Source organism: Aestuariirhabdus haliotis (assembly GCF_023509475.1).
GTDB classification, from domain to species: domain Bacteria; phylum Pseudomonadota; class Gammaproteobacteria; order Pseudomonadales; family Aestuariirhabdaceae; genus Aestuariirhabdus; species Aestuariirhabdus haliotis.
Genome location: NZ_JAKSDZ010000013.1, coordinates 19,699 through 44,344, shown reverse-complemented (window position 1 = coordinate 44,344; position 24,646 = coordinate 19,699). Strand labels below are relative to the sequence as shown.

General features: G+C 50.0%; 20 protein-coding genes and 1 other RNA gene. All 21 read left to right on the top strand.

Annotated elements, in window-relative coordinates:
- The first annotated feature begins 68 nt into the window (after window positions 1-68).
- The 21 genes from rsmI (at window position 69) to argJ (ending at window position 24,645) form a co-directional block, all read left to right on the top strand.
- The gene (gene rsmI / locus MIB40_RS09990; protein ID WP_249693593.1) at window positions 69-917 is read left to right on the top strand and encodes a 16S rRNA (cytidine(1402)-2'-O)-methyltransferase; all 849 of its coding nucleotides are present in this window, start codon (window positions 69-71) and stop codon (window positions 915-917) included.
- Window positions 918-925: 8 nt separating this feature from the next.
- Window positions 926-1,278, top strand: an RNA gene (gene rnpB / locus MIB40_RS09985) — RNase P RNA component class A.
- A gap of 282 nt (window positions 1,279-1,560) precedes the next feature.
- On the top strand, window positions 1,561-2,019 hold the full coding sequence (gene mraZ, locus MIB40_RS09980; protein ID WP_249693591.1) for a division/cell wall cluster transcriptional repressor MraZ: 459 nt from the start codon (window positions 1,561-1,563) through the stop codon (window positions 2,017-2,019).
- Window position 2,020: 1 nt separating this feature from the next.
- Window positions 2,021-2,941 (top strand): 16S rRNA (cytosine(1402)-N(4))-methyltransferase RsmH, encoded by a 921-nt coding sequence (gene rsmH / locus MIB40_RS09975; protein WP_249693589.1) that lies wholly within the window; start codon window positions 2,021-2,023, stop codon window positions 2,939-2,941.
- A gap of 14 nt (window positions 2,942-2,955) precedes the next feature.
- Window positions 2,956-3,252, top strand: coding sequence for a cell division protein FtsL (gene ftsL / locus MIB40_RS09970; RefSeq protein WP_249693587.1), 297 nt, complete (start codon window positions 2,956-2,958; stop codon window positions 3,250-3,252).
- Window positions 3,249-4,967: a peptidoglycan D,D-transpeptidase FtsI family protein gene (locus tag MIB40_RS09965; protein ID WP_249693585.1), complete on the top strand. Its 1,719-nt coding sequence runs from the start codon at window positions 3,249-3,251 to the stop codon at window positions 4,965-4,967. Before ftsL ends, MIB40_RS09965 begins: the two co-directional genes overlap by 4 nt.
- Window positions 4,964-6,481, top strand: a complete 1,518-nt coding sequence (locus MIB40_RS09960) for a UDP-N-acetylmuramoyl-L-alanyl-D-glutamate--2,6-diaminopimelate ligase (protein ID WP_249693583.1) — start codon at window positions 4,964-4,966, stop codon at window positions 6,479-6,481. Before MIB40_RS09965 ends, MIB40_RS09960 begins: the two co-directional genes overlap by 4 nt.
- The gene (locus MIB40_RS09955; RefSeq protein ID WP_249693581.1) at window positions 6,478-7,845 is read left to right on the top strand and encodes a UDP-N-acetylmuramoyl-tripeptide--D-alanyl-D-alanine ligase; all 1,368 of its coding nucleotides are present in this window, start codon (window positions 6,478-6,480) and stop codon (window positions 7,843-7,845) included. The genes MIB40_RS09960 and MIB40_RS09955 overlap by 4 nt, the downstream gene beginning before the upstream one ends.
- On the top strand, window positions 7,845-8,936 hold the full coding sequence (gene mraY, locus MIB40_RS09950) for a phospho-N-acetylmuramoyl-pentapeptide-transferase (protein ID WP_249693579.1): 1,092 nt from the start codon (window positions 7,845-7,847) through the stop codon (window positions 8,934-8,936). Before MIB40_RS09955 ends, mraY begins: the two co-directional genes overlap by 1 nt.
- Window positions 8,937-8,946: 10 nt before the next feature.
- Window positions 8,947-10,293, top strand: coding sequence for a UDP-N-acetylmuramoyl-L-alanine--D-glutamate ligase (murD, locus tag MIB40_RS09945; RefSeq protein WP_249693577.1), 1,347 nt, complete (start codon window positions 8,947-8,949; stop codon window positions 10,291-10,293).
- Window positions 10,286-11,452 carry a putative lipid II flippase FtsW gene (gene ftsW, locus MIB40_RS09940; protein WP_249693575.1) on the top strand — a complete coding sequence of 389 codons (1,167 nt, stop codon included), beginning with the start codon at window positions 10,286-10,288 and terminating at the stop codon, window positions 11,450-11,452. The genes murD and ftsW overlap by 8 nt, the downstream gene beginning before the upstream one ends.
- Window positions 11,445-12,512, top strand: a complete 1,068-nt coding sequence (gene murG, locus MIB40_RS09935; protein WP_249693573.1) for an undecaprenyldiphospho-muramoylpentapeptide beta-N-acetylglucosaminyltransferase — start codon at window positions 11,445-11,447, stop codon at window positions 12,510-12,512. Before ftsW ends, murG begins: the two co-directional genes overlap by 8 nt.
- Entirely contained in the window at window positions 12,505-13,956 is a 1,452-nt protein-coding gene (gene murC / locus MIB40_RS09930; RefSeq protein ID WP_249693571.1) for a UDP-N-acetylmuramate--L-alanine ligase, read from the top strand. Before murG ends, murC begins: the two co-directional genes overlap by 8 nt.
- Window positions 13,957-13,962: 6 nt before the next feature.
- Window positions 13,963-14,892, top strand: a complete 930-nt coding sequence (locus tag MIB40_RS09925) for a D-alanine--D-alanine ligase (RefSeq protein WP_319941649.1) — start codon at window positions 13,963-13,965, stop codon at window positions 14,890-14,892.
- Between the two features lie 12 nt (window positions 14,893-14,904).
- A complete protein-coding gene (locus MIB40_RS09920; RefSeq protein ID WP_249693569.1) occupies window positions 14,905-15,759 on the top strand; it encodes a cell division protein FtsQ/DivIB in 855 nt (284 codons plus the stop codon).
- Window positions 15,756-16,991: a cell division protein FtsA gene (gene ftsA, locus MIB40_RS09915; RefSeq protein ID WP_249693567.1), complete on the top strand. Its 1,236-nt coding sequence runs from the start codon at window positions 15,756-15,758 to the stop codon at window positions 16,989-16,991. Before MIB40_RS09920 ends, ftsA begins: the two co-directional genes overlap by 4 nt.
- Before the next feature lie 48 nt (window positions 16,992-17,039).
- Window positions 17,040-18,191, top strand: coding sequence for a cell division protein FtsZ (gene ftsZ, locus MIB40_RS09910; RefSeq protein WP_249693565.1), 1,152 nt, complete (start codon window positions 17,040-17,042; stop codon window positions 18,189-18,191).
- A gap of 103 nt (window positions 18,192-18,294) precedes the next feature.
- Window positions 18,295-19,209: a UDP-3-O-acyl-N-acetylglucosamine deacetylase gene (gene lpxC, locus MIB40_RS09905; RefSeq protein ID WP_249693563.1), complete on the top strand. Its 915-nt coding sequence runs from the start codon at window positions 18,295-18,297 to the stop codon at window positions 19,207-19,209.
- 284 nt (window positions 19,210-19,493) lie between these two features.
- Window positions 19,494-20,426 carry a M23 family metallopeptidase gene (locus MIB40_RS09900; RefSeq protein ID WP_249693561.1) on the top strand — a complete coding sequence of 311 codons (933 nt, stop codon included), beginning with the start codon at window positions 19,494-19,496 and terminating at the stop codon, window positions 20,424-20,426.
- Between the two features lie 182 nt (window positions 20,427-20,608).
- Window positions 20,609-23,311, top strand: a complete 2,703-nt coding sequence (gene secA, locus MIB40_RS09895) for a preprotein translocase subunit SecA (RefSeq protein ID WP_249693559.1) — start codon at window positions 20,609-20,611, stop codon at window positions 23,309-23,311.
- Between the two features lie 116 nt (window positions 23,312-23,427).
- Window positions 23,428-24,645, top strand: a complete 1,218-nt coding sequence (gene argJ / locus MIB40_RS09890) for a bifunctional glutamate N-acetyltransferase/amino-acid acetyltransferase ArgJ (RefSeq protein ID WP_249693557.1) — start codon at window positions 23,428-23,430, stop codon at window positions 24,643-24,645.
- Window position 24,646: the final 1 nt, after the last annotated feature.

The window sequence follows — 24,646 nt, the reverse complement described above, 5'->3', positions numbered from 1 at the left end:
ATTCTAACCGAGGCAAACAGCGATTTCCTATATACTAGGGCATCTTATGTGGACGGAGTCGAAACTTGATGGAAAACGGTGCAGCGCTTTATGTGGTGGCAACGCCGATCGGTAATCTTGAGGATATATCGGCACGGGCAGTTCGGGTGCTCAATGACGTCGATCTGATTGCTGCGGAAGATACACGCCACAGTGCTCGTTTAATGGATCATCTGGGCATAAAAACCCCTATGGTCGCTTACCATGATCATAATGAGCGGGAGCGAAGTGGTCGCTTACTCGACCGCATAGAGGCGGGTGAATCGGTCGCTTTGATCTCGGATGCAGGAACGCCGTTGATATCAGACCCAGGATACCATCTGGTTCATGAGGCTCGAGCTCGGGGGGTTAAGGTGGTGCCCGTGCCGGGTGCCAGCGCCATTATTGCTGCGCTGTCGGTGGCCGGGCTGCCATCGGATCGTTTTCGCTTTGAGGGGTTTCTTCCGGCAAAAAAAAATGCTCGCAGACAGCGTATTGAGCGGCTGGGCAGTAGTGAGTCCACCTGGATATTTTATGAGTCAACTCACCGCATACTCGATTGTATGCAGGATGTGCAGGAGGTGCTAGGGGGCGAGCGTGAGCTGGTTGTTGCCAGGGAGTTGAGCAAAACGTTTGAAACTGTTTACGGTGGTACGGCCTCTGATGTGTTGGCCTGGATGAATGCTGATAGTAATCAGCAACGCGGAGAGTTCGTTGTGCTGGTGCGTGGCGCACCCGGGCAAAGTGAAGGGGATGATCTGGATCCGGAGGCTCGACGAATATTGGGGATATTGCTGCAAGAGCTTTCCGTCAAGCAGGCCAGCAATCTGGCGGCCCAGATAACCGGTGAGCGGAAAAAGGCCCTGTACCAGCTTGCCCTCGAGATGAAAGCTGGTTAATCTAGCCGGGAGTCAGCTAGGCAGTCGCCGCAACCTCCGGGTTGGGGAGGAAAGTCCGGGCTCCATAGGGTAAGACGCCAGGTAACTCCTGGGGGGCGCAAGCCTACGGAAAGTGCAGCAGAGAGTAGACCGCCTAAGCAGAGTGATCTGCCGGTAAGGGTGAAAGGGTGCGGTAAGAGCGCACCGCGTGTGTGGTAACACATCACGGCATGGTAAACCCCGTCTGGAGCAAGACCAAATAGGAATCCTACAGGTGTGTACCCGCACTGGATTCGGGTAGGTTGCTTGAGGTGTGTAGTGATGCGCACCCTAGATGAATGACTGTCCACGACAGAACCCGGCTTACCGGCTGACTCGTTTTTACCGTCTCTCGCTTCAATGAGATGCAGGTAACAACTCCTCTAATAGATCAAAATATTCTTACTCTTAATAAATCACTTTAACTTGGTGGTTTATCGTTTTGTATTTTCTGAAAAAGCTATCTGAAATTATCAAGATGTTCATTCGTGGGATGAGATAAATCAACTTATCACCCTGATTTTAAAGCCAATTTTGCGATCTGCCCTGTTGACTGGCCCCCTTAGCATTCCTATAGTGTCTCAAAGTGGCATAAAGTGGGTTTAAGTGGGAAAAAGGGGGAGAAGTGAGGTTTAGGGGAGCTAACGCCATCAATCTCGATGCCAAGGGGCGTCTTGCGATACCGACCAGGTATCGCGAGCGACTGCTTGCGCACGATGATGGGTGTCTGGTAGCGACCATTGATACCGACCAGCCCTGCTTGTTGATCTACCCGCTTGCGGAGTGGGAAGAGATTCAAACCAAAATTGAAGCGCTGCCCAGCTTTAACCCTCTGACACGACGCATACAGCGGTTGCTGATCGGCCATGCCACCGATGTGGAGATGGATTCCAGTAGCCGAATTCTGGTTCCACCATTGTTACGGGAACATGCTGCGCTGGAAAAACGCTGCATCCTCGTCGGCCAAGGCAAAAAGTTTGAGTTGTGGAGTGAAGAGCGTTGGGCTGAACGCCTGAATGAAGATTTGCAACTGGGTAATAGCGAAGACGAGGTTCCAGCAGAGCTAAGTTCTCTGTCTCTTTAATATGACGCATCACGATCAACACGAAACGGTTTTACTGCACGAGGCAGTGTCATCTCTGGTGACAAGCCCCGACGGTCGTTATGTGGATGGCACTTTCGGGCGGGGCGGTCATTCCCGTTTGATTTTGTCGAAACTGGACGATGCGGGTTCACTGGTTGGAATTGATAAAGATCCAAGGGCCATTGCAACAGCTAATACATTGGCTGAGCAAGATGGTCGGTTTCAAATTCAGCAGGGATCCTTCGCTGAAATAGAATCGCTGGTTGGTGGTCAGGTTGCGGGTGTACTGCTTGATTTGGGGGTGTCTTCTCCGCAACTGGATGATCCTGAACGTGGTTTCAGTTTCCTGAATGATGGTCCTCTTGACATGCGCATGGATCCGGAGCGCGGAGAGAGCGCTGCGCAATGGCTTGCTCGAGCGTCTGAGGAAGATATTGCCTGGGTATTAAAAACCTATGGCGAAGAGAGGTTTGCTAAACGCATAGCACGAGCGATCGTCGAGGCTCGAGGCGCTTCTGATATTAATCGTACCGCTCAGTTGGCGAAAATTGTCAGTGAGGCTAATCCTCGTTGGGAAAAGGGTAAAAACCCTGCAACCCGCGCTTTTCAGGGCATCAGGATTTATATCAATTCCGAACTTAAAGATCTGGAAGTGTGCCTGGATCAGGCTTTGGAATTGTTAAAGCCTGGCGGCCGCCTGGTGGTGATCAGCTTTCATTCACTCGAAGACCGGATGGTGAAACGCTTTATTCGCAAGCATGTTAAAGGCGACGAGCTACCACCGGGATTGCCGGTAAGAGATGACCAGTTAAACAAACGATTAAAGTCTGTCGGTAAAGCTGTCAAAGCCAGTGCCGACGAAGTTCAACGGAATCCAAGGTCACGCAGTGCTGTTATGCGTGTTGCAGAAAAGATTGGCTAGGGATGCCTGGAAATATGGTGAAGAGCGTGTGGCAGGAATTGATCTGCAAGCAACACCTGCTAATGGTGTTATTGCTGGTTATGGTTGCCGTTTCTGCGTTGTTGGTGACCTACACCGCACACCTTAACCGTTTGGCATTTAATGAGTTGATGGCTGAGCGCAATTCTAAGCATCAGGCGCAGGTGCAGTGGGGGCAGTTACTGCTTCAGCACAGCACCCTGACAACGCCTAGCCGAATTGAGAATCTGGCCCGTAAACAATTGAATATGAATATACCTCACCCAAAGGACACGATTATGGTGGTGCAGTGAACAAGGATGTGCGTAATGGACCCTACCCGGCACGGTTTGTTTTTGTGCTGATACTGGTGGCTATTGCTACCAGTATGGTCTTTTGGCGCATTGTTGATCTGCAGGTTGTTGATCGTCAGTTCTTGCAGGATGAAGGCGATAAAAGAACAGTGCGTTACTCGCGCATTGCCGCTACCCGTGGGGTGATTTTTGATCGCAATGGTCGAGCTTTGGCCGTTAGTACGCCAGTGGTTTCGGTTTGGGTAAACCCTCAGGAACTGGCGCAGAAGCAAATGCCCTGGAAGCAGTTATCCCGGGAGCTTGATCTATCCGTGCGATATCTCAAGGATCGCATCAAAAAAAATAGCAGCAAAGAGTTTGTATATTTGAAGCGCCATGTGACGCCAGAGAAAGGGCAACGACTAATGGATTTGAACATCGATGGTATGTACACCATCGATGAGTATCGTCGCTATTACCCTTCTGGCGAGGTGGCAGCGCATCTGGTCGGTTTTACCGATGTGGATGACAATGGCCAGGAAGGAATGGAGCTTGCCTATAACGAATGGTTGGAAGGCACTCCAGGAAAATATCGGATGTTGAAGGATCGTCGTGGCCGATTGGTAAAAAGTGCTGAACTGGTGGCCAGTGCCAACCCCGGTAAGGATCTGATCCTGAGTATTGATATGCGTGTGCAATATCTGGCTTATCGTGAACTCAAGGCGGCAGTAAGTAAGCAAAAAGCTGACGGTGGTTCTCTGGTTGTGATTGATGTCGACTCTGGCGAAGTGTTAGCCATGGTGAATCAGCCCTCCTATAACCCGAACAATCGCAAGCGTATCAACGTGGCTAGTCTACGGAACCGTGCTATGACCGATGTGTTTGAACCGGGTTCCACTGTTAAGCCGTTGACGTTGGCCGCCGCAATGGGAACAGGCCATTATAGCAAAGGTTCCAGTATTGATACCTCGCCGGGTGTTTTTCGCGTTAGTTCCAAACTGCTGGTTAAAGACCATAGAAATTATGGCGTTGTGGATATGACCAAAATGCTGGCCAAATCGAGCAATGTTGCGACCAGTAAAATCGCCCTGGATATCGGCGCAGAAACGATCTGGGAGACTTTCTATCAAGTCGGTCTGGGGCAAGCGTCCGGAAGTGGATTTCCCGGAGAAAGTGGCGGTATTTTGCCCAATCGAGGGCGTTGGCGCGCTACAGAAACGGCAACGTTATCCTATGGCTACGGTATTTCAGTGACGGCTTTGCAGCTAGCTTCTGCATACAGCGTACTTGCTCGTGACGGCCTTAAAAAGCCAATCACGATTTTGCGTGACGGTAATCGAGATGAAATTGAAGAGCAGGTTATTTCCCAGCGCATTGCAAAAGATGTGCGAGGAATGATGAAGGCTGTCGTTAAAAAAGGTGGAACCGGAACACAAGCAGCCGTTGAGGGTTATGAGGTTGCAGGTAAGTCTGGAACGGTTCACAAGGTAAGCCGTAACGGTTATGAAGAAAACAAGTATCACTCGACGTTTGCGGGTATTGCGCCGGCTAATGATCCTCGCGTGGTTGCTGTGGTAATGATTGATAATCCCAAGGCGGGTGACTACTACGGTGGCGCTGTTGCCGCACCTGTTTTTTCCAATGTTGTAGCAGGGACTCTGCATTTACTGGGAGAAACTCCGGCCGATGTGAAAAGAATTGCAAAAAAACAACAGCCACGGGCGAACAGGTCATGACGGCTGAAGCTCGAACAATGCAACTATCGCAGCTTCTAGAGCCCTATGCTTCAACGACACTGTTGGAAGCTCTGAAGAATGTGGTAATAACGGGAGTTGCGATTGATAGTCGCAAGGTGGTGACAGGAAACCTGTTTCTGGCGTTACCCGGTGTCGATGCCGATGGTCGCCATTATATTGATGACGCAATTAGTGCGGGTGCCTCGGCGGTCGTGGTTGAAGCTGACCATGGCGATAGCTCGTGCGAAATTCGCAATGGCGTTTGCGTTGTAGCGTTGCCTGAGTTGTCGAACCATGTCGCCCGTATTATTGCCGATTACTACCGGTCGCCATCGGATAAGCTGCGCATTTTCGGCGTTACAGGTACCAATGGAAAAACATCCTGTTCACATTATTTGGCCCAGCTACTTGATTGCCTTGGTGAGCCCTGTGGCGTTATGGGAACCTTGGGTTCTGGTTTTGTAGGCTCTATGGAAGAAGGGCTGAATACGACCCCTGATCTGGTTACTACTCAGCAATTTATGGCAGAGCTCGTTTCAGTTGAGGTCAAAAATCTGGCAATGGAAGCGTCGTCTCATGGTCTTGAACAGGGGCGTACAGAAGGCGTTGGATTTACCACCGCCATTTTTACCAATCTGACGCGGGATCATCTTGATTATCACGGCGATATGGAACAGTACTCCGAGGCCAAGGCTCGTTTGTTTGCTGCACCGACATTGGAGTATGCCGTTATCAATAGAGATGACGAATACGCACCTCTGATGAAAAGCTCAGTGAACTCGAATGTGACGGTAATCGACTACAGCTTGCGGTCGGGATCGGGCGACGTTTATCCAGAGCGAATCGTGTATGGGTCACGTGGCATACAGGCACACATTGTAACGCCCTGGGGAGACGGTGATCTGCAATGTGCGCTTTTGGGCGATTTCAATTTAGCCAATGTGTTGGCCGTTATCGCGGCCCTCTGCGTGCAGGGGTATGAGCTTCCTGCCGTATTGTCTGCGGCAAATACTCTGGTAGCCGTAGACGGTCGTATGCAATTGTTTGGTGGTGAAAAGCAACCGCTGGTTGTGATCGATTATGCTCATACACCAGACGCACTCATAAGTTTGTTAGCCGCGGTGTCGCACCATTGTCATGGTCGAATTGTCTGTGTGTTTGGTTGTGGTGGTGATCGGGATGTGGGTAAGCGGCCCTTGATGTTGCAAGCTGCCTTGGCCGGAGCTGAAATGGTAATGGTGACTAGCGACAACCCTCGATGTGAGGATCCCGATGCGATTATCAGCGATGTGATGCGTGGCATTAATGTTGAAGACTTGCCCCGCGTGCAAGTGATCAGTGATCGTAAGAAAGCGATCAGAGACGTCGTTTCCAGGGCTTCAGTAAATGATGTTGTCGTAGTTGCCGGTAAAGGGCATGAGCGGTATCAGGAAGTGAATACGGTACGTCATCCATTTAGTGACCAGGAACAGGTAGAGCTGGCTTTACAGCACTGGCAGGGAGACGCCGCATGATCGGTCAGCCGAAATTAAGCCAGTTAGTGGCCCCTCTCAAGGGGAAAATGCCAGGTGGAGATTGCTCTTTCTCCAGCGTCAGTATTGATACCCGCACACTACAACCCGGCGCCTTGTTTGTAGCGATAGAGGGCCCTTCTTTTGATGGGCATGAGTTTCTTGCCGAGGCCCGAAAAGCTGGGGCCGTTGCCGCTATCGTCAGCCGCGCTGTGGATACTGAGCTACCTCAGTTGCAGGTCGAGGATACGCGTATAGCACTTGGTCTGATCGGTCAGTGGGTGCGACAACAATTTGAAGGCGCTGTTATTGCTATTACAGGCAGTAGCGGTAAGACCAGTGTAAAGGAACTCAGTGCGGCTATTCTTGCGCAGCAAGGTAAGGTGCATGCCACTCGCGGAAATTTAAATAATGACTTTGGTGCACCCCTGACGCTATGCCAGCTTGAATGTGCGCACCACAATGCCGTTATAGAGTTGGGTGCCAGCGCGATCGGGGAAATCAGTTATACCGTGGGTTTGGTAAAGCCCGATGTTGCTCTAATAAATAATGCTTCAGCCGCTCATATAGAAGGCTTCGGATCCTTGCGTGGAATTGCCCAGGCCAAAGGCGAAATCCTCTCCGGGCTATCTGCTGAAGGCGTTGCGGTTCTTAATCTCGATGATCCCTTCTTTGGTTATTGGCAAGGTGTGGCTGCCAATAGGAGGCTGGTGAGTTTTTCGTTGCATCGTCTTGAGGCGGATGTTCATGCGGCAGATGTTGAAGTAGGTAGCGATAGTAGCCGTTTTACGCTTTGTTATCGTGAGCAGAAGCTGCCAGTAAATTTGCAACTTCCTGGCGAGCACAACATTGCCAATGCAATTGCGGCGGCAGCCTGTTGTATTGCATTGGGAGTTTCGCTGCCGCAGGTGGTGGCTGGCCTGGAATCTGCCCAGCCTGTTTCGGGTCGTGGCGTTGTTGTTTCAGGGGTTAACGATTGCAAAGTAATTGATGATAGCTATAACGCAAACCCGGCCTCCTTCAAGGCGGCAGTGGATTTGTTAAGCAAGCATTCGGGTAACAAGGTATTGGTAATGGGTGATATGGCTGAACTGGGGAGTGAAGCCATAGAGGCGCATCGGCACTTGGGGGAATATGCCAGGCAGCGGGGGATTGACGCACTCTATACGGTAGGGCCGTTGAGTGCGGAAGCTGCGATGGCGTTCGGTGCTGATGCGTTCTCAACCCTGAATAAACAAGAGCTGGTTGATAATTTGATAAAAGCCGCTTCGAAGAACACGGTTTTTCTTATCAAGGGATCTCGTAGTGCGCGGATGGAAGAGGTAGTAGCCGCAATGAGTGAAAAAGATTTAGGGGGAGCTCGCTGATGTTGGTTTGGCTGAGTGAATACCTGTCGCAATATTTTAGTGTATTTAATGCGTTTCAATATTTAACGTTGCGCGCAATTCTGGGTGTGCTGACGGCCCTGGCAATCTCTTTATGGTTTGGTCCCTTGATGATCCATCGTTTGCGCCACTACCAAATCGGTCAGGCAGTTCGTGATGATGGCCCACAGACGCACCTCAGCAAGGCGGGTACGCCAACCATGGGTGGGGCATTGATTCTTGTGGCGTTGGGTTTAAGCACCCTGATGTGGGCAAATCTTAGCAATCATTATGTGTGGATTGTGCTGCTGGTAACCTTTGCCTTTGGTGCTGTTGGCTGGGTGGATGACTATCGTAAGGTTGTAGAAAAAAATCCCCGTGGTTTACCGGCACGGTGGAAGTACCTTTGGCAATCGGTCGCGGGCTTGGCCGCAGCCATTATTCTTTACGCCAGCGCCGAGGGTAATGGAGGGTCTGCCGAACTGGATCTTATCGTTCCATTCTTTAAAGAGGTTGCTATTGATCTGGGCCCGCTATTTATTGTCTTGACCTATTTCGTGATTGTCGGTTCCAGTAATGCGGTGAACCTGACGGATGGGTTGGATGGCCTGGCTATCATGCCAACCGTTATGGTTGGCGGTGCTCTGGGGATTTTTGCTTACGCTAGCGGCAACGTTGGTTTTGCCGAATATTTGCATATTCCCTATATCGCCGGTGCCGGTGAGTTAGTGGTGTTTTGCGCGGCTCTAGCTGGCGCTGGGTTGGGGTTTCTTTGGTTCAATACTTATCCCGCGCAGGTTTTTATGGGGGATGTTGGTGCGTTGGCGCTGGGAGCTGCTTTAGGGGTTGTTGCCGTAATCGTGCGTCAGGAAATTGTTTTTTTCATCATGGGTGGTGTGTTCGTAATGGAGACGGTGTCTGTCATTCTGCAAGTGGCATCGTTCAAATTAACGGGCCGACGAATCTTTCGTATGGCACCCCTGCATCACCATTTTGAATTGAAAGGCTGGCCAGAACCGCGAGTCATCGTACGCTTTTGGATTATTACTTTAATGCTGGTCTTGTTTGGACTGGCAACGCTGAAGCTTCGCTAGGAATGCGACCATGTTGATAACGACGGACACTAACAGGGTAATCATCGGTCTGGGTAAGACCGGGTTATCCTGTGCCCGTTATTTATCAAGGATGGGACTCGATTTTTCCGTAGTAGACAGTCGGAAAAATCCTCCTTTGCTAGAAGTGTTTCTTCAGGAATTCCCTCGCGTTCGCGTTGTCTGTGGTGAATTTGAAGCCTCCCAATTTGAACGGGCGACGCAACTGATCGTTAGCCCTGGTATCTCCCTGAAAGAACCCGCATTGGTTCGAGCAGCCGAACAGGGTGTTGAGATTGTCGGTGATATTGAACTGTTCTGTCGAGCTGTCCATAAACCCCTGGTTGCTATTACAGGATCTAATGCAAAAAGCACGGTGACTTCTTTAGTCGGCCTTATGCTACAGGCTTGTGGATTGAGAGTTGCTGTAGGTGGCAATATCGGTACACCAGTGCTGGATCTTCTCCAGCAAGATGTTGATATTTTTGTTCTGGAACTGTCCAGTTTTCAGTTGGAGACGACCGAAAGGGTTGGTGCGGAAGTCGCGACGGTTTTGAATGTTTGCGAAGATCATATGGACCGCTATCAGGGACTGCCTGATTATCATCGAGCGAAGCACAGAATTTTCCGAGGCTGCAATACGGTTGTCGTGAATCGTGATGATGTATTAACCAATCCATTGGTTGGCGATTCGGTTCGTGTAACCAGTTTTGGCTTAGGGGCGGCTGATATTGGCCAGCTGGGTGTCGAGAGCGATGGTGATCGTTTGTGGTTGGCAAAGGGGCATCAACATTTATTACCGGTTGATGAACTGAAAATTCTTGGTCGTCACAATCAAGCCAATGCTTTGGCGGCTTTGGCTATCATCGAAAGCCTACGCTTACCGTTGGAACCGGCATTGGATGTTTTAAAAGAGTTCACCGGTCTACCGCATAGAAGCCAGTGGGTCAGTGAAGTTGCCGGAGTGGTTTACATTAATGACAGTAAGGCAACCAATGTTGGCGCTACCGTGGCTGCCGTTGAGGGTGTTGGCCAGCAAATCAGCGGCAAAGTGATCCTGATCGCAGGAGGGGATGGCAAAGGTGCTGATTTTAGCAGTATGCGTCCTGTGGTCGCTCAGTACGTCAAAACCTCTTTGTTGATTGGGCGTGATGCTCCTCGAATCAGTGCTGCATTGTCAGGGCTTGAGCTTCTCGAATGCGATAACTTTCGGTCAGCCGTTAGTCAGGCTAAAGCCCTGGCCGAACCAGGAGATGCTGTTTTGTTGGCGCCGGCCTGTGCCAGTTTTGATATGTTTGAGAATTTCGAGGATAGGGGAGACCAGTTTATTCAACTGGTACAGGAGGTCGTCCATGGCTAGTTTTGCGACGACCATGCAGATACCGGTGATCAAGCCCCAAGCTACTTTTGATCATCTGTTGGTATTTATCACCCTGAGTCTGATATTGCTGGGCGCGGTGATGATTACTTCAGCATCAATGGAAGTGGCCTATGGCCGTTTGGGTAATCCCTTCTTCTATGCGGCCAGACAGTTTCTTTATGTGGCTATTGGACTGATTTTTCTCTGCTGCACCTTGATGGTTCCGATTAATGTTTGGGAGCGAACCGGCGTCGTTCAACTGGCGGTCACCTTCGGTTTGCTGGCTTTGGTATTAATTATTGGTCGTGAAATAAATGGTAGCGTGCGTTGGATAAATCTCGGCGTGGTTAATCTACAGGCCTCGGAAGTTGCCAAACTCTGTTTGATTCTATACCTGGCCGGTTATCTGGTTCGGCGCAGTGAAGAAGTAAGAAATCATTGGCGGGGCTTTATGAAACCGATGCTGGTAATAGCATTGGCGGTTCTGTTGTTATTGTTGGAACCCGATTTTGGTGCGGTTGTGGTCTTGCTCAGCGCAGCTATGGGTATGATGTTCCTGGCGGGTGTAAAACTGTATCAATTCTTGATGTTAATTCTTGCCTGCGGTGCAGCCGTTGCAGGGCTTGCTGTTTCGCAGCCCTATCGCTTGCAACGTTTGGTGACCTACATCGATCCTTGGGAGCACCAGTTTGATAGCGGCTATCAGCTGACACAATCGCTTATCGCTTTCGGTCGCGGCGAATGGTTTGGTACGGGGCTAGGCAATAGCATCCAAAAGATTTTTTATTTGCCGGAAGCGCACACCGATTTTGTCTTTGCGGTAGCGGCCGAAGAGCTGGGTGTGATTGGTGCGGGTATTATTATCCTCTTGCTGGTGACTCTGTGTGTGCGCGCATTGGTTATTGGTTATCGTGCAGAGAAGCAACAACAGTTTTTTGGGGGTTACGCTGCCTATGGTATTGGGTTGTTGTTTGGCATGCAGACACTGATCAATATCGGTGTGAATACGGGATTATTGCCTACCAAGGGTTTGACGCTGCCCATGCTCAGTTATGGCGGCAGTAGTCTGGTGATCAGCTGTGTATCCATTGGTTTACTGTTGCGTATTGATTACGAACGGCGCCAGCGAGAAAGCCAGGGAGGTCGTCAACATGCTTAGTCGACCCGCTCGTATTCATATTGTTGCCGGTGGCACAGGTGGACATATTTTTCCTGCGCTGGCAGTGGCCAATGAGCTCAAGCATTCGGGTGCCGAAGTGCGCTGGCTGGGTGCGCCAGAGAGCATGGAATCCCGTTTGGTACCCAAGCAAGGTATCCCAATTGATACGATCAATATGCAGGGGGTCCGTGGCAAGGGGCGTCTGCGTTTGTTGTTGGCACCTTTTATGGTTGCTCGAGCTACCTGGCAGGCGCTGCGTTCATTACGTCGTTTCAAACCTGACTGTGTGTTGGGAATGGGAGGATACGTTACTGCGCCAACAGGATTGGCCGCTCGTTTACTAGGTATCCCTGTGTTGATTCATGAGCAAAATGCCATTGCAGGTATGAGCAATAAATTTCTTGCTCGAATCTCCAGTCGCATTCTTGAAGCTTTTGAAGGCACATTTCCGCAATACAATAACCGTCTCTGCACCGGAAATCCGGTGCGAGAGAATATCGTCAGCATAGAGCATTTGCCTGCCGAAACTTATTTACGGGTTTTGATCGTAGGTGGCAGTCTGGGTGCGCTTGCTATCAATCAGGTTATGCCGGCAGCGCTCAATCTGTTACATGACAATATTAAGATATGGCATCAAACAGGTGAACGCCATCAGGAAACAACCCTGGCTCTTTATAAAAAACAGGGTGTCGAGGCCAGAGTTGATGCCTTTATTGAAGATATGTCCGAGGCATATAGCTGGGCGGATCTGGTGATTTGCCGAGCCGGAGCTTTGACGGTAGCAGAGCTTGCCTGTGCGGGCCTGCCATCTATTTTGGTGCCTTTCCCGTTTGCGGTGGACGATCATCAAACCGCAAACGCTCGGCATTTGTCTGGTGTCGGTGCCGCAGTATTACTGCCCCAAAATGAAATGACCAAAGAGAGAATCGCTGAATTGTTAACCGCATTTACCGCTAACCGTGGTCAGCTGGAAACGATGGCTAAAGCTGCCAAAAAAATGGCCCGGGCCGATGCCACCCGAGTAGTTACCAATCAGTGTTTGGAGGTGGCGCATGCCTAATTCATTAAATAAACCCGTACCCGTTTTTGCGGTGCCTGAGATGCGCCGTATTCGCCAAATTCATTTTGTTGGTATTGGCGGCGTGGGTATGTGTGGCATTGCCGAAGTATTATTAAATCAGGGGTATGAAATTTCCGGTTCCGATATTCGTCAGTCAGCCGTGACCGCACGTTTGTCAGAGCTGGGTATGAGTATTTTAATTGGTCATGATGAGAAAAATATTGAAGGTGCGGATGTCGTCGTAACCTCCAGTGCAGTTGCTGACGAAAATCCAGAGGTTGTCGCAGCTCAAGCTCAGCGTATCCCCGTAGTTCCACGTGCGGCGATGTTAGCCGAGCTGATGCGTTATCGTCACGGTATTGCGGTTGCTGGAACTCATGGTAAAACGACAACGACTAGCCTGATTGCTTCCGTGTTGGCCCAGGGTGGTTTGGATCCGACCTTTGTTATTGGGGGGCGACTGAATTCTGCTGGTACTAATGCGCAATTAGGCGGCAGTCGTTATCTGGTCGCGGAAGCGGATGAAAGTGACGCTTCTTTTTTACATTTACAGCCGATGGTTGCTGTCGTTACCAATATTGAAGCTGATCATATGTCGACCTACGATGGTGATTTCGGCAAGCTAAAACACACCTTTATTGAATTTTTACATAACCTGCCATTTTATGGGCTTGCGGTGGTCTGTGTTGATGACCCTGTTGTGCGGGAAATTCTCTCCGAGGTTAAGCGACCAGTTATTACTTACGGTATTGATGAAGAGGCTGACATTCGTGCTACCAATATCAGCCAGGATGGTTTGTTAACCCGTTTCACGGTGACCCGAAAAAGCACCCGGGAGAGCTTTGATGCTTGTCTGCACATGCCGGGCCACCACAATGTATTGAATGCACTCGCAACTATCGCTATCGCGTTGGATGAAGGTATCTCAATAGAGGATATCGGTAAGGGGCTTGAGGGTTTTGCGGGCGTCGGCAGGCGTTTCCAGGTGTTGGGAAATTTTGAACGCCAGCGTGGAGAGATCATGCTAGTGGATGATTATGGTCACCACCCCAGTGAAGTCGCTGCAACCATTAGAGCGATACGCAACGGCTGGCCTGAAAAACGTTTAGTGATGGTCTATCAACCCCATCGATATAGTCGAACCCGTGACCTCTACGACGATTTTGTTGAGGTATTATCAGATGTGGATGTGTTGTTATTGATGGATATTTACCCTGCAGGAGAAGAGCCCATAGCCGGGTCCGATGGTCGCAGTTTATGCCGAAGTATCCGGCAGCGTGGAAAAATTGACCCCATCTTTGTTCAGCGTGGAGCGTCTGTAGAGGAAGTTTTAAAATCCCTCCTTGAAGATGATGACCTGCTTATCACTCAGGGGGCGGGTGATATCGGTGGGTTAGCTCTGGAATTATCAAAAAGCCAATTGGCTTGGTTGGATGAGGCGTAAGTAGCCGTGAGTACACTTAACCATATTAAGCTTGTTGAACCTTCTTTGCTGGGTAAGGTGGCTGTATTGTATGGCGGACAGTCTGCTGAGCGCGAGGTGTCACTCAATAGTGGTAAGGCCGTATTTACAGCCTTGCAAGGTGAGGGTGTGGATGCTGAGCTGATAGATTGTGGCGCAGACGTGTTGGAGCAACTGGGTGGTCGATTTGATCGAGCCTTTATCGCTTTACACGGACGGGGAGGGGAAGATGGCACGCTTCAGGGTGTGCTGGATTGGGCCAAAATTCCTTATACCGGAAGCGATGTTATGGCATCGGCTTTGGCTATGGACAAGTACCGCAGCAAGCTAATCTGGAGTGCGCTTGGTTTGCCGACTCCAGCCTCTCAGCTAGTAAATCGTACGTGCGATGAAGGTGCCCTCAAAATTCATTTGCCCTGCATTCTGAAACCGGTCCACGAAGGTTCCAGTATCGGGATGACCAAAGTTGATCAACTGGTCGATTTCACTCGTGCCGTGAACGAGGCCGCTCGCTATGACCGTGATTTATTGGCCGAAGAATGGGTGTCGGGAAATGAATATACTGTTGCTATTTTGGATGGGGTTGCTTTGCCCCCAATAAAATTAGAGACCGACCACACATTTTATGACTATGACGCAAAATACGTAACGGATGATACACGTTACCTATGCCCATGCGGTCTCAGTGATGAGAAAATTGCAGAGCTAAACGAACTGTCTCTTTCGGCTTTTTTTGCGTTGGGTTGTGAAGGTTGGGGACGAGTTGATGTTATGCAAGACAAAAAAGGTGATTTCTATTTGTTAGAAATAAATACCGCCCCAGGTATGACAGACCACAGTTTGGTACCGATGGCGGCAAAGGCTGCAGGTTTAAGTTTTGGTAAATTGGTTGTCGCCATATTGGCAACAACCTTATAGAGATTATGGAATATGAAGGAAATCCGTAACAACAAGGCGAAAAAGCGAACTCCATCGGGTGCTACAACCCGAGGAGCCAGCCGTCGCCAGCAGACCAACAGTAAACGTTGGCTGCAAAAGGTTGCGCGATTTCTAAAAATAGTCTCACTGGCTGGTTTGATCGCCAGTATGGTAGGAGGGGTTGCCTGGTTTATGGCGCCGGTTATTGGTGATGTCATTAATCAGCCAATAGAGCGGGTAGCTGTAAATGGACGTTTTGTTCATATGCCCACAGAGCAAGTTCAGCTAGCAATGAAGCCTTATCTTCAGGAGCGTTTTTTTACGGTTGACCTGGATGACGTTCAAGCGGAATTGTTAAGCTTGCCCTGGGTACAAAGTGCGAGCATACGTCGTCAGTGGCCCGGTATTCTCGATGTAACTGTCGTTGAGCAAGTGCCGGTAGCGCGTTGGAGAGGCGACGCGCTGTTAAACAGCCGAGGTCATAGTTTTGTCGTTGGGGATACTGAAGGTTTTACTTCGTTACCTCATTTGATTGGTCCTAATGGAAGTGAACAGGAAGTGATGGAACAGTATCAAATCCTCAGTAATATGATACGCCCGCTGGATTTATCGGTACGGCAATTGGCGTTAAGTGAAAGGGGAAGTTGGCAGCTGGTTACTGAGCACTTCTCAATAATGATTGGTCGTAATCGAGTGGTCGATAAAATTCAACGATTTGTAGCGGTATACGATGCCGCATTAAAAGAAAATAACCGCTCCATCAAGCAAGTGGATGTGCGTTATCTCAATGGTGTTGCAGTTGCATGGAACGACCTGGGCAGCCAACAACCGTTGATATCTGAAACTGTGGGAAGAGCAAAATTATGAAGGCTAATGCCGGTGGGAAAATGGTCGTAGGGTTGGATATCGGAACGTCTAAGGTCGTTGCGATTGTTGGTGAAATGAGCGAAGAAGGCCGGGTAGAAGTGGTCGGTATTGGTTCACATCCCTCTCGCGGCATGAAAAAAGGCGTGGTCGTCAATATCGAATCCACGGTCCAGTCGATCCAGCGAGCCGTGGAAGAAGCTGAGCTGATGGCAGGATGTCAGATTCATTCAGTGTATGCGGGCATTGCTGGTAACCACATTCGTAGTTTGAACTCGCACGGCATTGTTGCTATTCGTGATCGTGAAGTCACCCAGGCTGACATTGAGCGGGTTATTGATGCCGCCAAAGCTGTGGCGATTCCAGCGGACCAGAAAATTCTTCATGTACTGCCTCAGGAGTATGTGATCGATGAGCAGGAGGGTGTTAAAGAGCCGCTTGGTATGTCCGGTGTTCGTCTGGAAGCAAAGGTGCATTTGGTGACCTGTGCAGTCAATGCTGCGCAAAATATTGAAAAATGTGTCCGTCGTTGTGGGCTCGAAGTGGAGGACGTGATCCTTGAGCAGTTGGCTTCCAGTAGTGCGGTGCTGACCGACGATGAAAAAGAACTCGGAGTTTGCATGGTGGACCTCGGTGGTGGGACTACCGATATTGCGATCTTTACCGAAGGTTCCATTCGTCATACGGCGGTCATTCCCATTGCCGGAGACCAGGTGACGAATGATATCGCGATGGCTCTGCGCACGCCGACCAAGCATGCCGAGGAATTGAAAATTCGCTATGCCTGTGCATTGACTCAGTTAGCCGGCGCCGAGGAGACCATTCAGGTACCCGGAGTGGGGGAGCGACCGCCGCGCAATTTAACACGCCAGGCCCTGGCGGAAGTCGTAGAACCTCGTTATGACGAGTTGTTCACTTTGGTCCAAGCGGAGTTACGCCGCAGTGGTTTCGAAGATTTGATACCAGCCGGAATTGTAATGACCGGTGGCACGGCAAAAATGGAAGGGGTGGTAGAGCTTGCTGAGGAAATTTTCCATAAGCAGGTTCGACTGGCTGTACCGCAAGATGTGATGGGTTTGTCGGATGTTGTTCGTAATCCGATTTATTCAACGGGAGTGGGGCTGTTACTTAATGGTTTTCAGCACCAGTCTGAAGTAGGTTTTGTTGCTCCTCAAAGAGAAGCAGGGGAAAGCTTTGTGAACCGTATTAAGCAGTGGTTCCAGGGTAATTTTTAATAGACCGGAAAAGTAGTACTAAACAATAAAAGGGGAAAGGAGAGGCTCATGTTTGAACTCGTGGATAACGTACCTCAGAATGCAGTTATTAAAGTAATTGGTGTTGGCGGAGGCGGCGGTAATGCCGTTGGCCATATGCTGTCACAAAATGTTGAAGGCGTTGATTTTGTTTGTGCGAATACTGATGCACAGGCATTAAAGGACCTGTCTGGAAAGACCGTTCTGCAACTGGGAACGGGTGTGACAAAAGGGCTAGGTGCAGGCGCTAATCCTGAAATTGGTCGCGAAGCTGCGCTCGAAGATCGGGAGCGAATTTCTGAAGTCCTGAATGGGGCTGATATGGTATTTATTACCGCTGGAATGGGTGGTGGTACCGGTACCGGCGCTGCACCGGTTGTTGCTCAGGTTGCTAAAGAGATGGGGATTTTGACCGTCGCTGTTGTTACTCGCCCGTTCCCATTTGAGGGGCGCAAGCGCATGACAATTGCCGATCAAGGTATTAAGGAACTGGCTGAAAATGTAGATTCCTTGATCACCATTCCTAACGAAAAGCTGCTCCCTGTGCTGGGTAAAGATGCCAGCTTGCTGTCAGCTTTTGGTGCGGCTAATGATGTTTTGCTCGGTGCGGTACAGGGCATAGCTGATCTGATTATTCGCCCAGGTATGATTAACGTCGACTTTGCCGATGTTCGCACTGTGATGTCCGAAATGGGCATGGCTATGATGGGAACCGGAACTGCATCTGGAGAGAATCGTGCTGTCGAAGCTGCCGAGGCGGCGATTCGTAGCCCGCTTCTGGAAGATGTCGATTTGGAAGGTGCCCGAGGCATTCTGGTTAATATAACAGCGGGTCTGGATCTGGGCTTGGGTGAGTTTTCTGAAGTGGGTAATACTATTGAAGCCTTTGCCTCAGAAAATGCGACGGTGATCATGGGAACTGTTATTGATCCTGAGTTGTCAGATGAGTTGAAAGTTACTGTAGTGGCTACTGGTTTGGGGGAAGTGGCCGAGCGTCCTGTTAAAGTGGTCGATAACACTCGCAGAGACGGATCGGTTGATTACCAGAAACTCGACCGTCCAACAGTTATGCGCAATCAAGCTGTGGTAAATGGAGCCAACGCTGTTAAAGCGGACCAGATTCAGTCTGAGAATATGGACTACCTCGACATCCCTGCGTTCCTTCGCAGGCAGGCCGATTAGTCGGCCTGATTTGTCAGGTTGGTAGATTCTCTACGACTTTGGTACAATGGCCGGCTTGCCATATAGGCTTGGTTAAAAACTGATCAATTTACGGCGTACTTATATGATTAGACAAAGGACATTAAAGAATATTATTCGGGCTACCGGTGTGGGGTTGCATTCGGGTGAGAAGGTATACCTCACGCTCAAACCAGCACCGGTGGGTACGGGTATCGTTTTTTGTCGTACTGACCTCGATCCTGTCGTTGAAATTCCTGCTAGGGCTGGGAATGTTGGCGAAACACTGCTTTGCACCACTTTGATGAATGCGGATGGTGTTAGGGTCGATACGGTCGAGCATTTATTGTCTGCTATGGCAGGTTTGGGTATTGATAATGCCTATATAGAAGTCAGTGCTCATGAAGTACCCATTATGGATGGTAGTGCAGGCCCATTCGTATTTTTGCTGCAATCTGCGGGTATTGAAGAGCAGGATGCGCCTAAAGAATTTGTGCGCATCAAGCGTGAAGTCGTTGTTGAAGAAGATGACAAGCGAGCCGCCTTTCTCCCCTTTGATGGCTTTAAAGTCTCCTTCGGTATCGATTTTGATCACCCGGTTTTTAAGGGGCGAACCCAGGAGGCCTGCGTTGATTTTTCCAGTACCTCCTTTGTAAAAGAGGTCAGCAGGGCCCGTACCTTTGGTTTCATGCGTGATATTGAGTATCTACGTTCCAAAAATCTTGCGTTAGGTGGCAGTGTGGATAATGCCATCGTAGTTGATGAGTTCCGCATCCTCAATGAAGATGGTCTGCGGTACGAAGACGAGTTCGTCAAACACAAAATGCTGGATGCCATTGGAGATCTTTATTTGCTCGGTAAGAGTCTGGTTGGTGAGTTTAAGGGGTATAAATCCGGTCATGCCCTGAACAACAAGCTGATTCGGGAGTTGCTGGCTAACGAAGATGCCTGGGAAATAGTTACATTTGAAGACGCTGAAACCGCGCCGATCTCTTATATGAAGCCTGCTGCTGCCGTGTAGTTGTTAGTTTGTTGCTTTTTTCGAGGGCCATTAGGCCCTCGTTTTGTTTTTGCCAAGGGTGATGGCAGGCCCTAGGCTGGTCATTTGGCGCTGTAAAATGATAGAGTGTCTGGCTAGTTGCTTGATATTGTGGGACTGAAGTGCTTTCTTGTGACTTTGTTCACAAGGGGGTCTAGGCTTTAATTTTGGTCATGGCCTTCTGAAGACGCCTTATGTTATACAGTGCGAGCAAGAGAATTACCCTTTAAGTTGTAGGGTGAATTGATGAGGCAGTTAGGCAGCGTATGAATATTATTATCGTTAGAAACAATAGCACCCAGTCGCGTTCGCTTAAGTTAAGCGGTAAAGGACTGTTTGCAAGCTTGTTTTTTGCCTTGCTGGTTGTTGGGTCCCTGTCTGGATTTGGTACCTATCAGTACCTTACCGCTGATGCCGATGGTTTATTTACTCGAGATACCATGGCTACCTGGAGAGCTCAATTACAGGATCAGCGTGAAGAATTAGAGCTAATCAGAGCAAATTCCATGGGGCAGGTGGATGCCCTATCGCTCCGGGTTGCGCAATTACAGAGTCGATTGCTACGACTGGATGCCCTGGGTGAGCGAATGACGACCATGGCGAAGCTTGATAAGGGAGAGTTTGATTTTAGTGCGCCTCCTGCATTGGGTGGTCCTGAATCCACGGAATTGGGTGATGCTTATCAGCAGCCTCGCTTCGTTGATGTGATCGATGAGCTTACTGCGCGTATTGAATCTCGCGAAGCGCAGCTGGAAGTGCTAGAAACCCTGATGGGTAATCGCCGCTTGCAAGACGATGTGTTTATTGCTGGCCGGCCTGTTAAAAAGGGCTGGATGTCCTCGCGCTTTGGGCGTCGAACGGATCCTATCAATGGGCGTTTGGCCTGGCACCGTGGCGTTGATTTTGCTGGAAAGGCCGGTTCCGATGTGATCACAGTCGCTTCGGGTGTGGTTACCTGGTCCGGTAAGCGTTCGGGCTATGGTTTGCTAGTGGAAGTGAATCACGGCAGTGGCTATGTAACGCGATACGGCCATAACCAGGAAAGCCTGGTCAAGGTCGGTGATTTGATCAAAAAGGGTCAGCCGATTGCTTTGATGGGCAGTAGTGGTCGTTCGACGGGGCCTCATGTTCACTTTGAGGTGTTCCGCAATGGAAAGGCGGTCGATCCAGCCAAATATATCTACCGTGCCAGCCGCTAGGCTCGGCACCTCAGGCCTAACTTCCCTTACCAGGCCCTTCACCTGTAGATCAATTCAAATAATATAAGCCCTCCCCGTCTCAATGGTTTATTGACGGTACCCTTTAGCGGTAGAATGCCCCTTTCTTTTGGTTTGTGATTCGCAAGCCGACGACTGACACTAATTAGAAGACCACAGCACTTATGTTTTCTCCATTACTCAAGAAAGTTTTTGGAAGCCGTAACGACCGACAGTTAAAGCGCATGGGCAAGATCGTTAAAGCGATCAATGGGTTTGAAGAGTCTCTCGAGCAGCTTAGCGACGAAGAATTAGCGTCAAAGACCGATCAATTCAAGCAGCGCATTCAGGACGGTGCCGCGCTGGATAGTTTGCTTCCAGAAGCCTTTGCCGTAGTGCGTGAAGCAAGCAAGCGTGTGATGGGGATGCGCCACTTCGATGTCCAGATGATTGGTGGTATCACTCTTCACGAAGGGTGCATCGCGGAAATGCGCACCGGTGAAGGTAAGACTCTGGTAGCGACCCTACCGGTATATTTGAATGCATTGAGTGGTAAGGGCGTCCATGTCGTGACGGTCAACGACTATCTGGCGCGCCGTGATGCTAACTGGATGCGTCCTTTGTATGAATTTCTGGGACTTACTGTTGGTGTCGTAGTTCCTGGTCAGGATCCCTTTGAGAAAAAAGCCTCGTACGAAGCCGATATATCCTACGGTACCAATAATGAATTCGGTTTCGACTACCTGCGTGACAATATGGCCTTTAGTCCCGAAGACCGGGCTCAGCGCGGGCTGAATTTTGCTGTTGTCGATGAGGTCGACTCCATTCTGATCGATGAGGCTCGTACGCCATTGATCATTTCGGGTGCCGCGGAGGATAGCTCCGAGCTTTACAAGCGAATCAATACCCTGGTGCCCAAGCTGACCCGCCAGGAAGAGCTGGAGGGCGACTACACGGTTGATGAAAAAACTCGTCAGGTAGAGTTAACCGAGCTGGGTCACCAGCATGTAGAGGATATGCTGGCTGAAGCCGGCCTGTTGGAAGAGGGTGAAAGCCTGTATTCCTCCAGCAATCTGACCCTGTTGCACCACGTAAATGCGGCGCTTAAAGCTCACGTTGTGTTCCACAAAGATGTTGAATACATCGTTCAAAACAACCAGATTATGCTGGTCGATGAGCATACCGGACGGACCATGCCCGGTCGTCGGCTTTCGGAAGGGTTGCATCAGGCATTGGAAGCCAAGGAAGGGTTGCAGATACAAGCTGAAAGCCAGACCATGGCCTCAACAACCTTCCAGAACTATTTCCGTCTCTACAATACACTGTCAGGAATGACCGGTACTGCCGATACCGAAGCCTTCGAATTTCGGCAGATTTATGGCTTGGATGTAGTGGTTATCCCGACCAATAAGCCGATGCTTCGGGCCGATTATAATGATCTCGTGTATCTCTCAATTGCCGAAAAATATGACGCGGTCATCGAAGACATTAAACATACCGTCAATGAAAAACGTCCGATACTTGTGGGTACAGCCTCGATCGAGTCCTCAGAGTTGATCTCAGGCGCTTTGAGCAAAGCCAAGATTCCCCATAAGGTGTTGAACGCCAAGTTTCACGAGCAGGAAGCCGAAATCATTGCTCAGGCGGGCAAGCCAGGTTCAGTGACCATTGCGACCAATATGGCTGGTCGTGGTACCGACATAATGCTGGGTGGCAACTGGGAAGCAGAAATTGCCAAGCTGGATAACCCGAGCGAACAGCAAATTGACAAAATCAAGGCAGAGTGGCAAGAGTCTCATCAGCAGGTGCTGGACTCTGGTGGTTTGCACATCATTGGTACCGAGCGCCATGAGTCTCGCCGTATTGATAATCAGCTCAGGGGCCGCTCAGGCCGACAAGGCGACCCGGGCTCCAGCCGCTTTTACCTGTCGCTGGAAGACAACCTCATGCGAATCTTTGCCTCCGACCGTGTGAAAAACTTTATGAAAGCTTTGGGCATGGAAAAAGGTGAAGCCATTGAACACCGTATGGTGAGCAATGCGATTGAAAAAGCCCAGCGCAAGGTAGAAGGCCGTAACTTCGATATTCGTAAGCAGCTGCTCGAGTACGACGATGTAGCCAATGATCAGCGTAGAGAAGTCTATAAGCAGCGTAATGAGCTAATGACCGCTGATGATGTCTCTGAAACGGTTGATGCCATTCGTGAATCGGTTGTTAATGAGCTGATTAGTCAGCATATTCCACCTCAGTCGCTTGAGGAAATGTGGGATATCGAGGGGCTCGAAGAGCAGCTGGCCGCTGAGTTTAATGAGCGTATGCCACTTCAGAAGTGGTTAGATGAAGATGATCATCTTCATGAAGAAACCCTGCGACAAAAAATTCTTGATCAAGTTATTGCCAGCTATCGTGATAAAGAGGCCTTGGCTGGAGCGGAATCTATCCGCATGTTCGAGAAGCAGATGCTGCTTCGTGTTCTGGATGACAAATGGAAGGAGCATCTGGCGACTATGGATCACCTGCGCCAGGGAATCCATCTGCGGGGTTACGCACAGAAGAACCCCAAGCAAGAGTACAAACGTGAGTCTTTCGAACTGTTCAAGGAGTTTCTGGACAGTATCAAGCATGAAACCGTGCGCATTTTGAGCCATGTTCAGGTTCGCCAGGACGATAACACTGAAGAGCTTGAGCGCCAGCGAAGGGAAGAAGCTGCTCGGCGTCTGCAGTTTCAGCATGATCAGGCCAATGCGATGTCACAAGGGCAAGAGCAAGAAGCCTCTCCTGAGAGCGCAACCCCTTACACGCGCGATGGGCGCAAGGTTGGACGTAACGAACCCTGCCCTTGCGGCTCGGGTAAAAAATATAAGCAATGCCACGGCAAAATTGCCTAGCAGGTTGTTATGACGCCTGAGTGGTAGCCTGGCAATTAACAGCCTACCAAGGTGTAGTAATCGGAAAAGGGCGGCATAGGCCGCCTTTTTTGTCAGTTAAATTTAAGGAGGCTGTGATGGCGGTCGGTTTGTCTGAGCTACCCTGGATGCATCCCATTAAAGGGGTTGAACTGGGTACTTGCTGTGCGGGTATCAAATATCCTGAGCGTAAAGATCTGGTCGTCGTTAGGGTGAACGCGGGCTCGTCGATAGCCGGGGTTTTTACCCGAAATGCATTCTGTGCTGCGCCGGTGCAAATTGCCCGTCAACACCTGTCGAGTCAACCAGAGTACCTGTTAATCAATACGGGTAACGCCAATGCGGGTACCGGAGATGCCGGTTACGCCGACGCCATGGCCTGTTGTGAAGCTCTGGCGAATCAGGTTGGAGTTACTTCCGATAGAGTTTTGCCCTTTTCGACAGGGGTTATTGGCGAGCCCTTGCCTTGCGGGAAAATCATCCAATCCATACCTGATGCTGTAGCGGCATTGGACGAAGATGGTTGGAAAGATGCCGCGCAGGGTATTTTGACAACCGATACTCTGCCCAAGGGAGCAAGCCTCACTTTTGAAGTTGATGGTCAGAGCTTTCATATAACCGGCATCTCTAAAGGTGCCGGCATGATCAAGCCTGATATGGCGACCATGCTGGCATTCATTGCAACGGATGTGGCGGTTGCGCCGAATGTGTTGCAACAGTTACTGGCCACCGCTTGTGATCGTTCTTTTAATCGCATCACGATTGATGGCGATACATCGACCAACGATAGTTGCATTTTAATGGCAACCGGAACGGCAGGTAATCCATTGCTGGAAGCTAGCTCGGGGGCACTCTATGAAGCGCTGCTTAGTAAACTGGTTGAATTATGTCAGCAGCTTGCCCAAGCGATTGTGCGCGATGGAGAAGGTGCCAGCAAGTTTGTCTCTCTGCTCGTCGAGCAAGCGTCCACGGAGGCAGAGGCCCTCGATGTCGCCTATACAATTGCTCATTCACCCTTGGTAAAAACCGCACTTTTCGCCAGCGACCCTAACTGGGGCCGGGTGTTAGCCGCAGTGGGTCGTGCCAATATAAGTGATCTTGATGTCAGTCGTGTCCAGATGTGGCTCGATGATGTCAGGATTGTCAGCAATGGAGGGCGTGCCGAAAGCTATCGGGAAGAGGATGGTCAAAGGGTGATGGATCAGGATGAGTTATTGATTCGAGTGCAATTGGGACGAGGGGAAGCAAGTGAGCAACTCTGGACAACGGATCTGTCTCATGAGTATGTGCGCATCAATGCCGAATACAGAAGCTGAG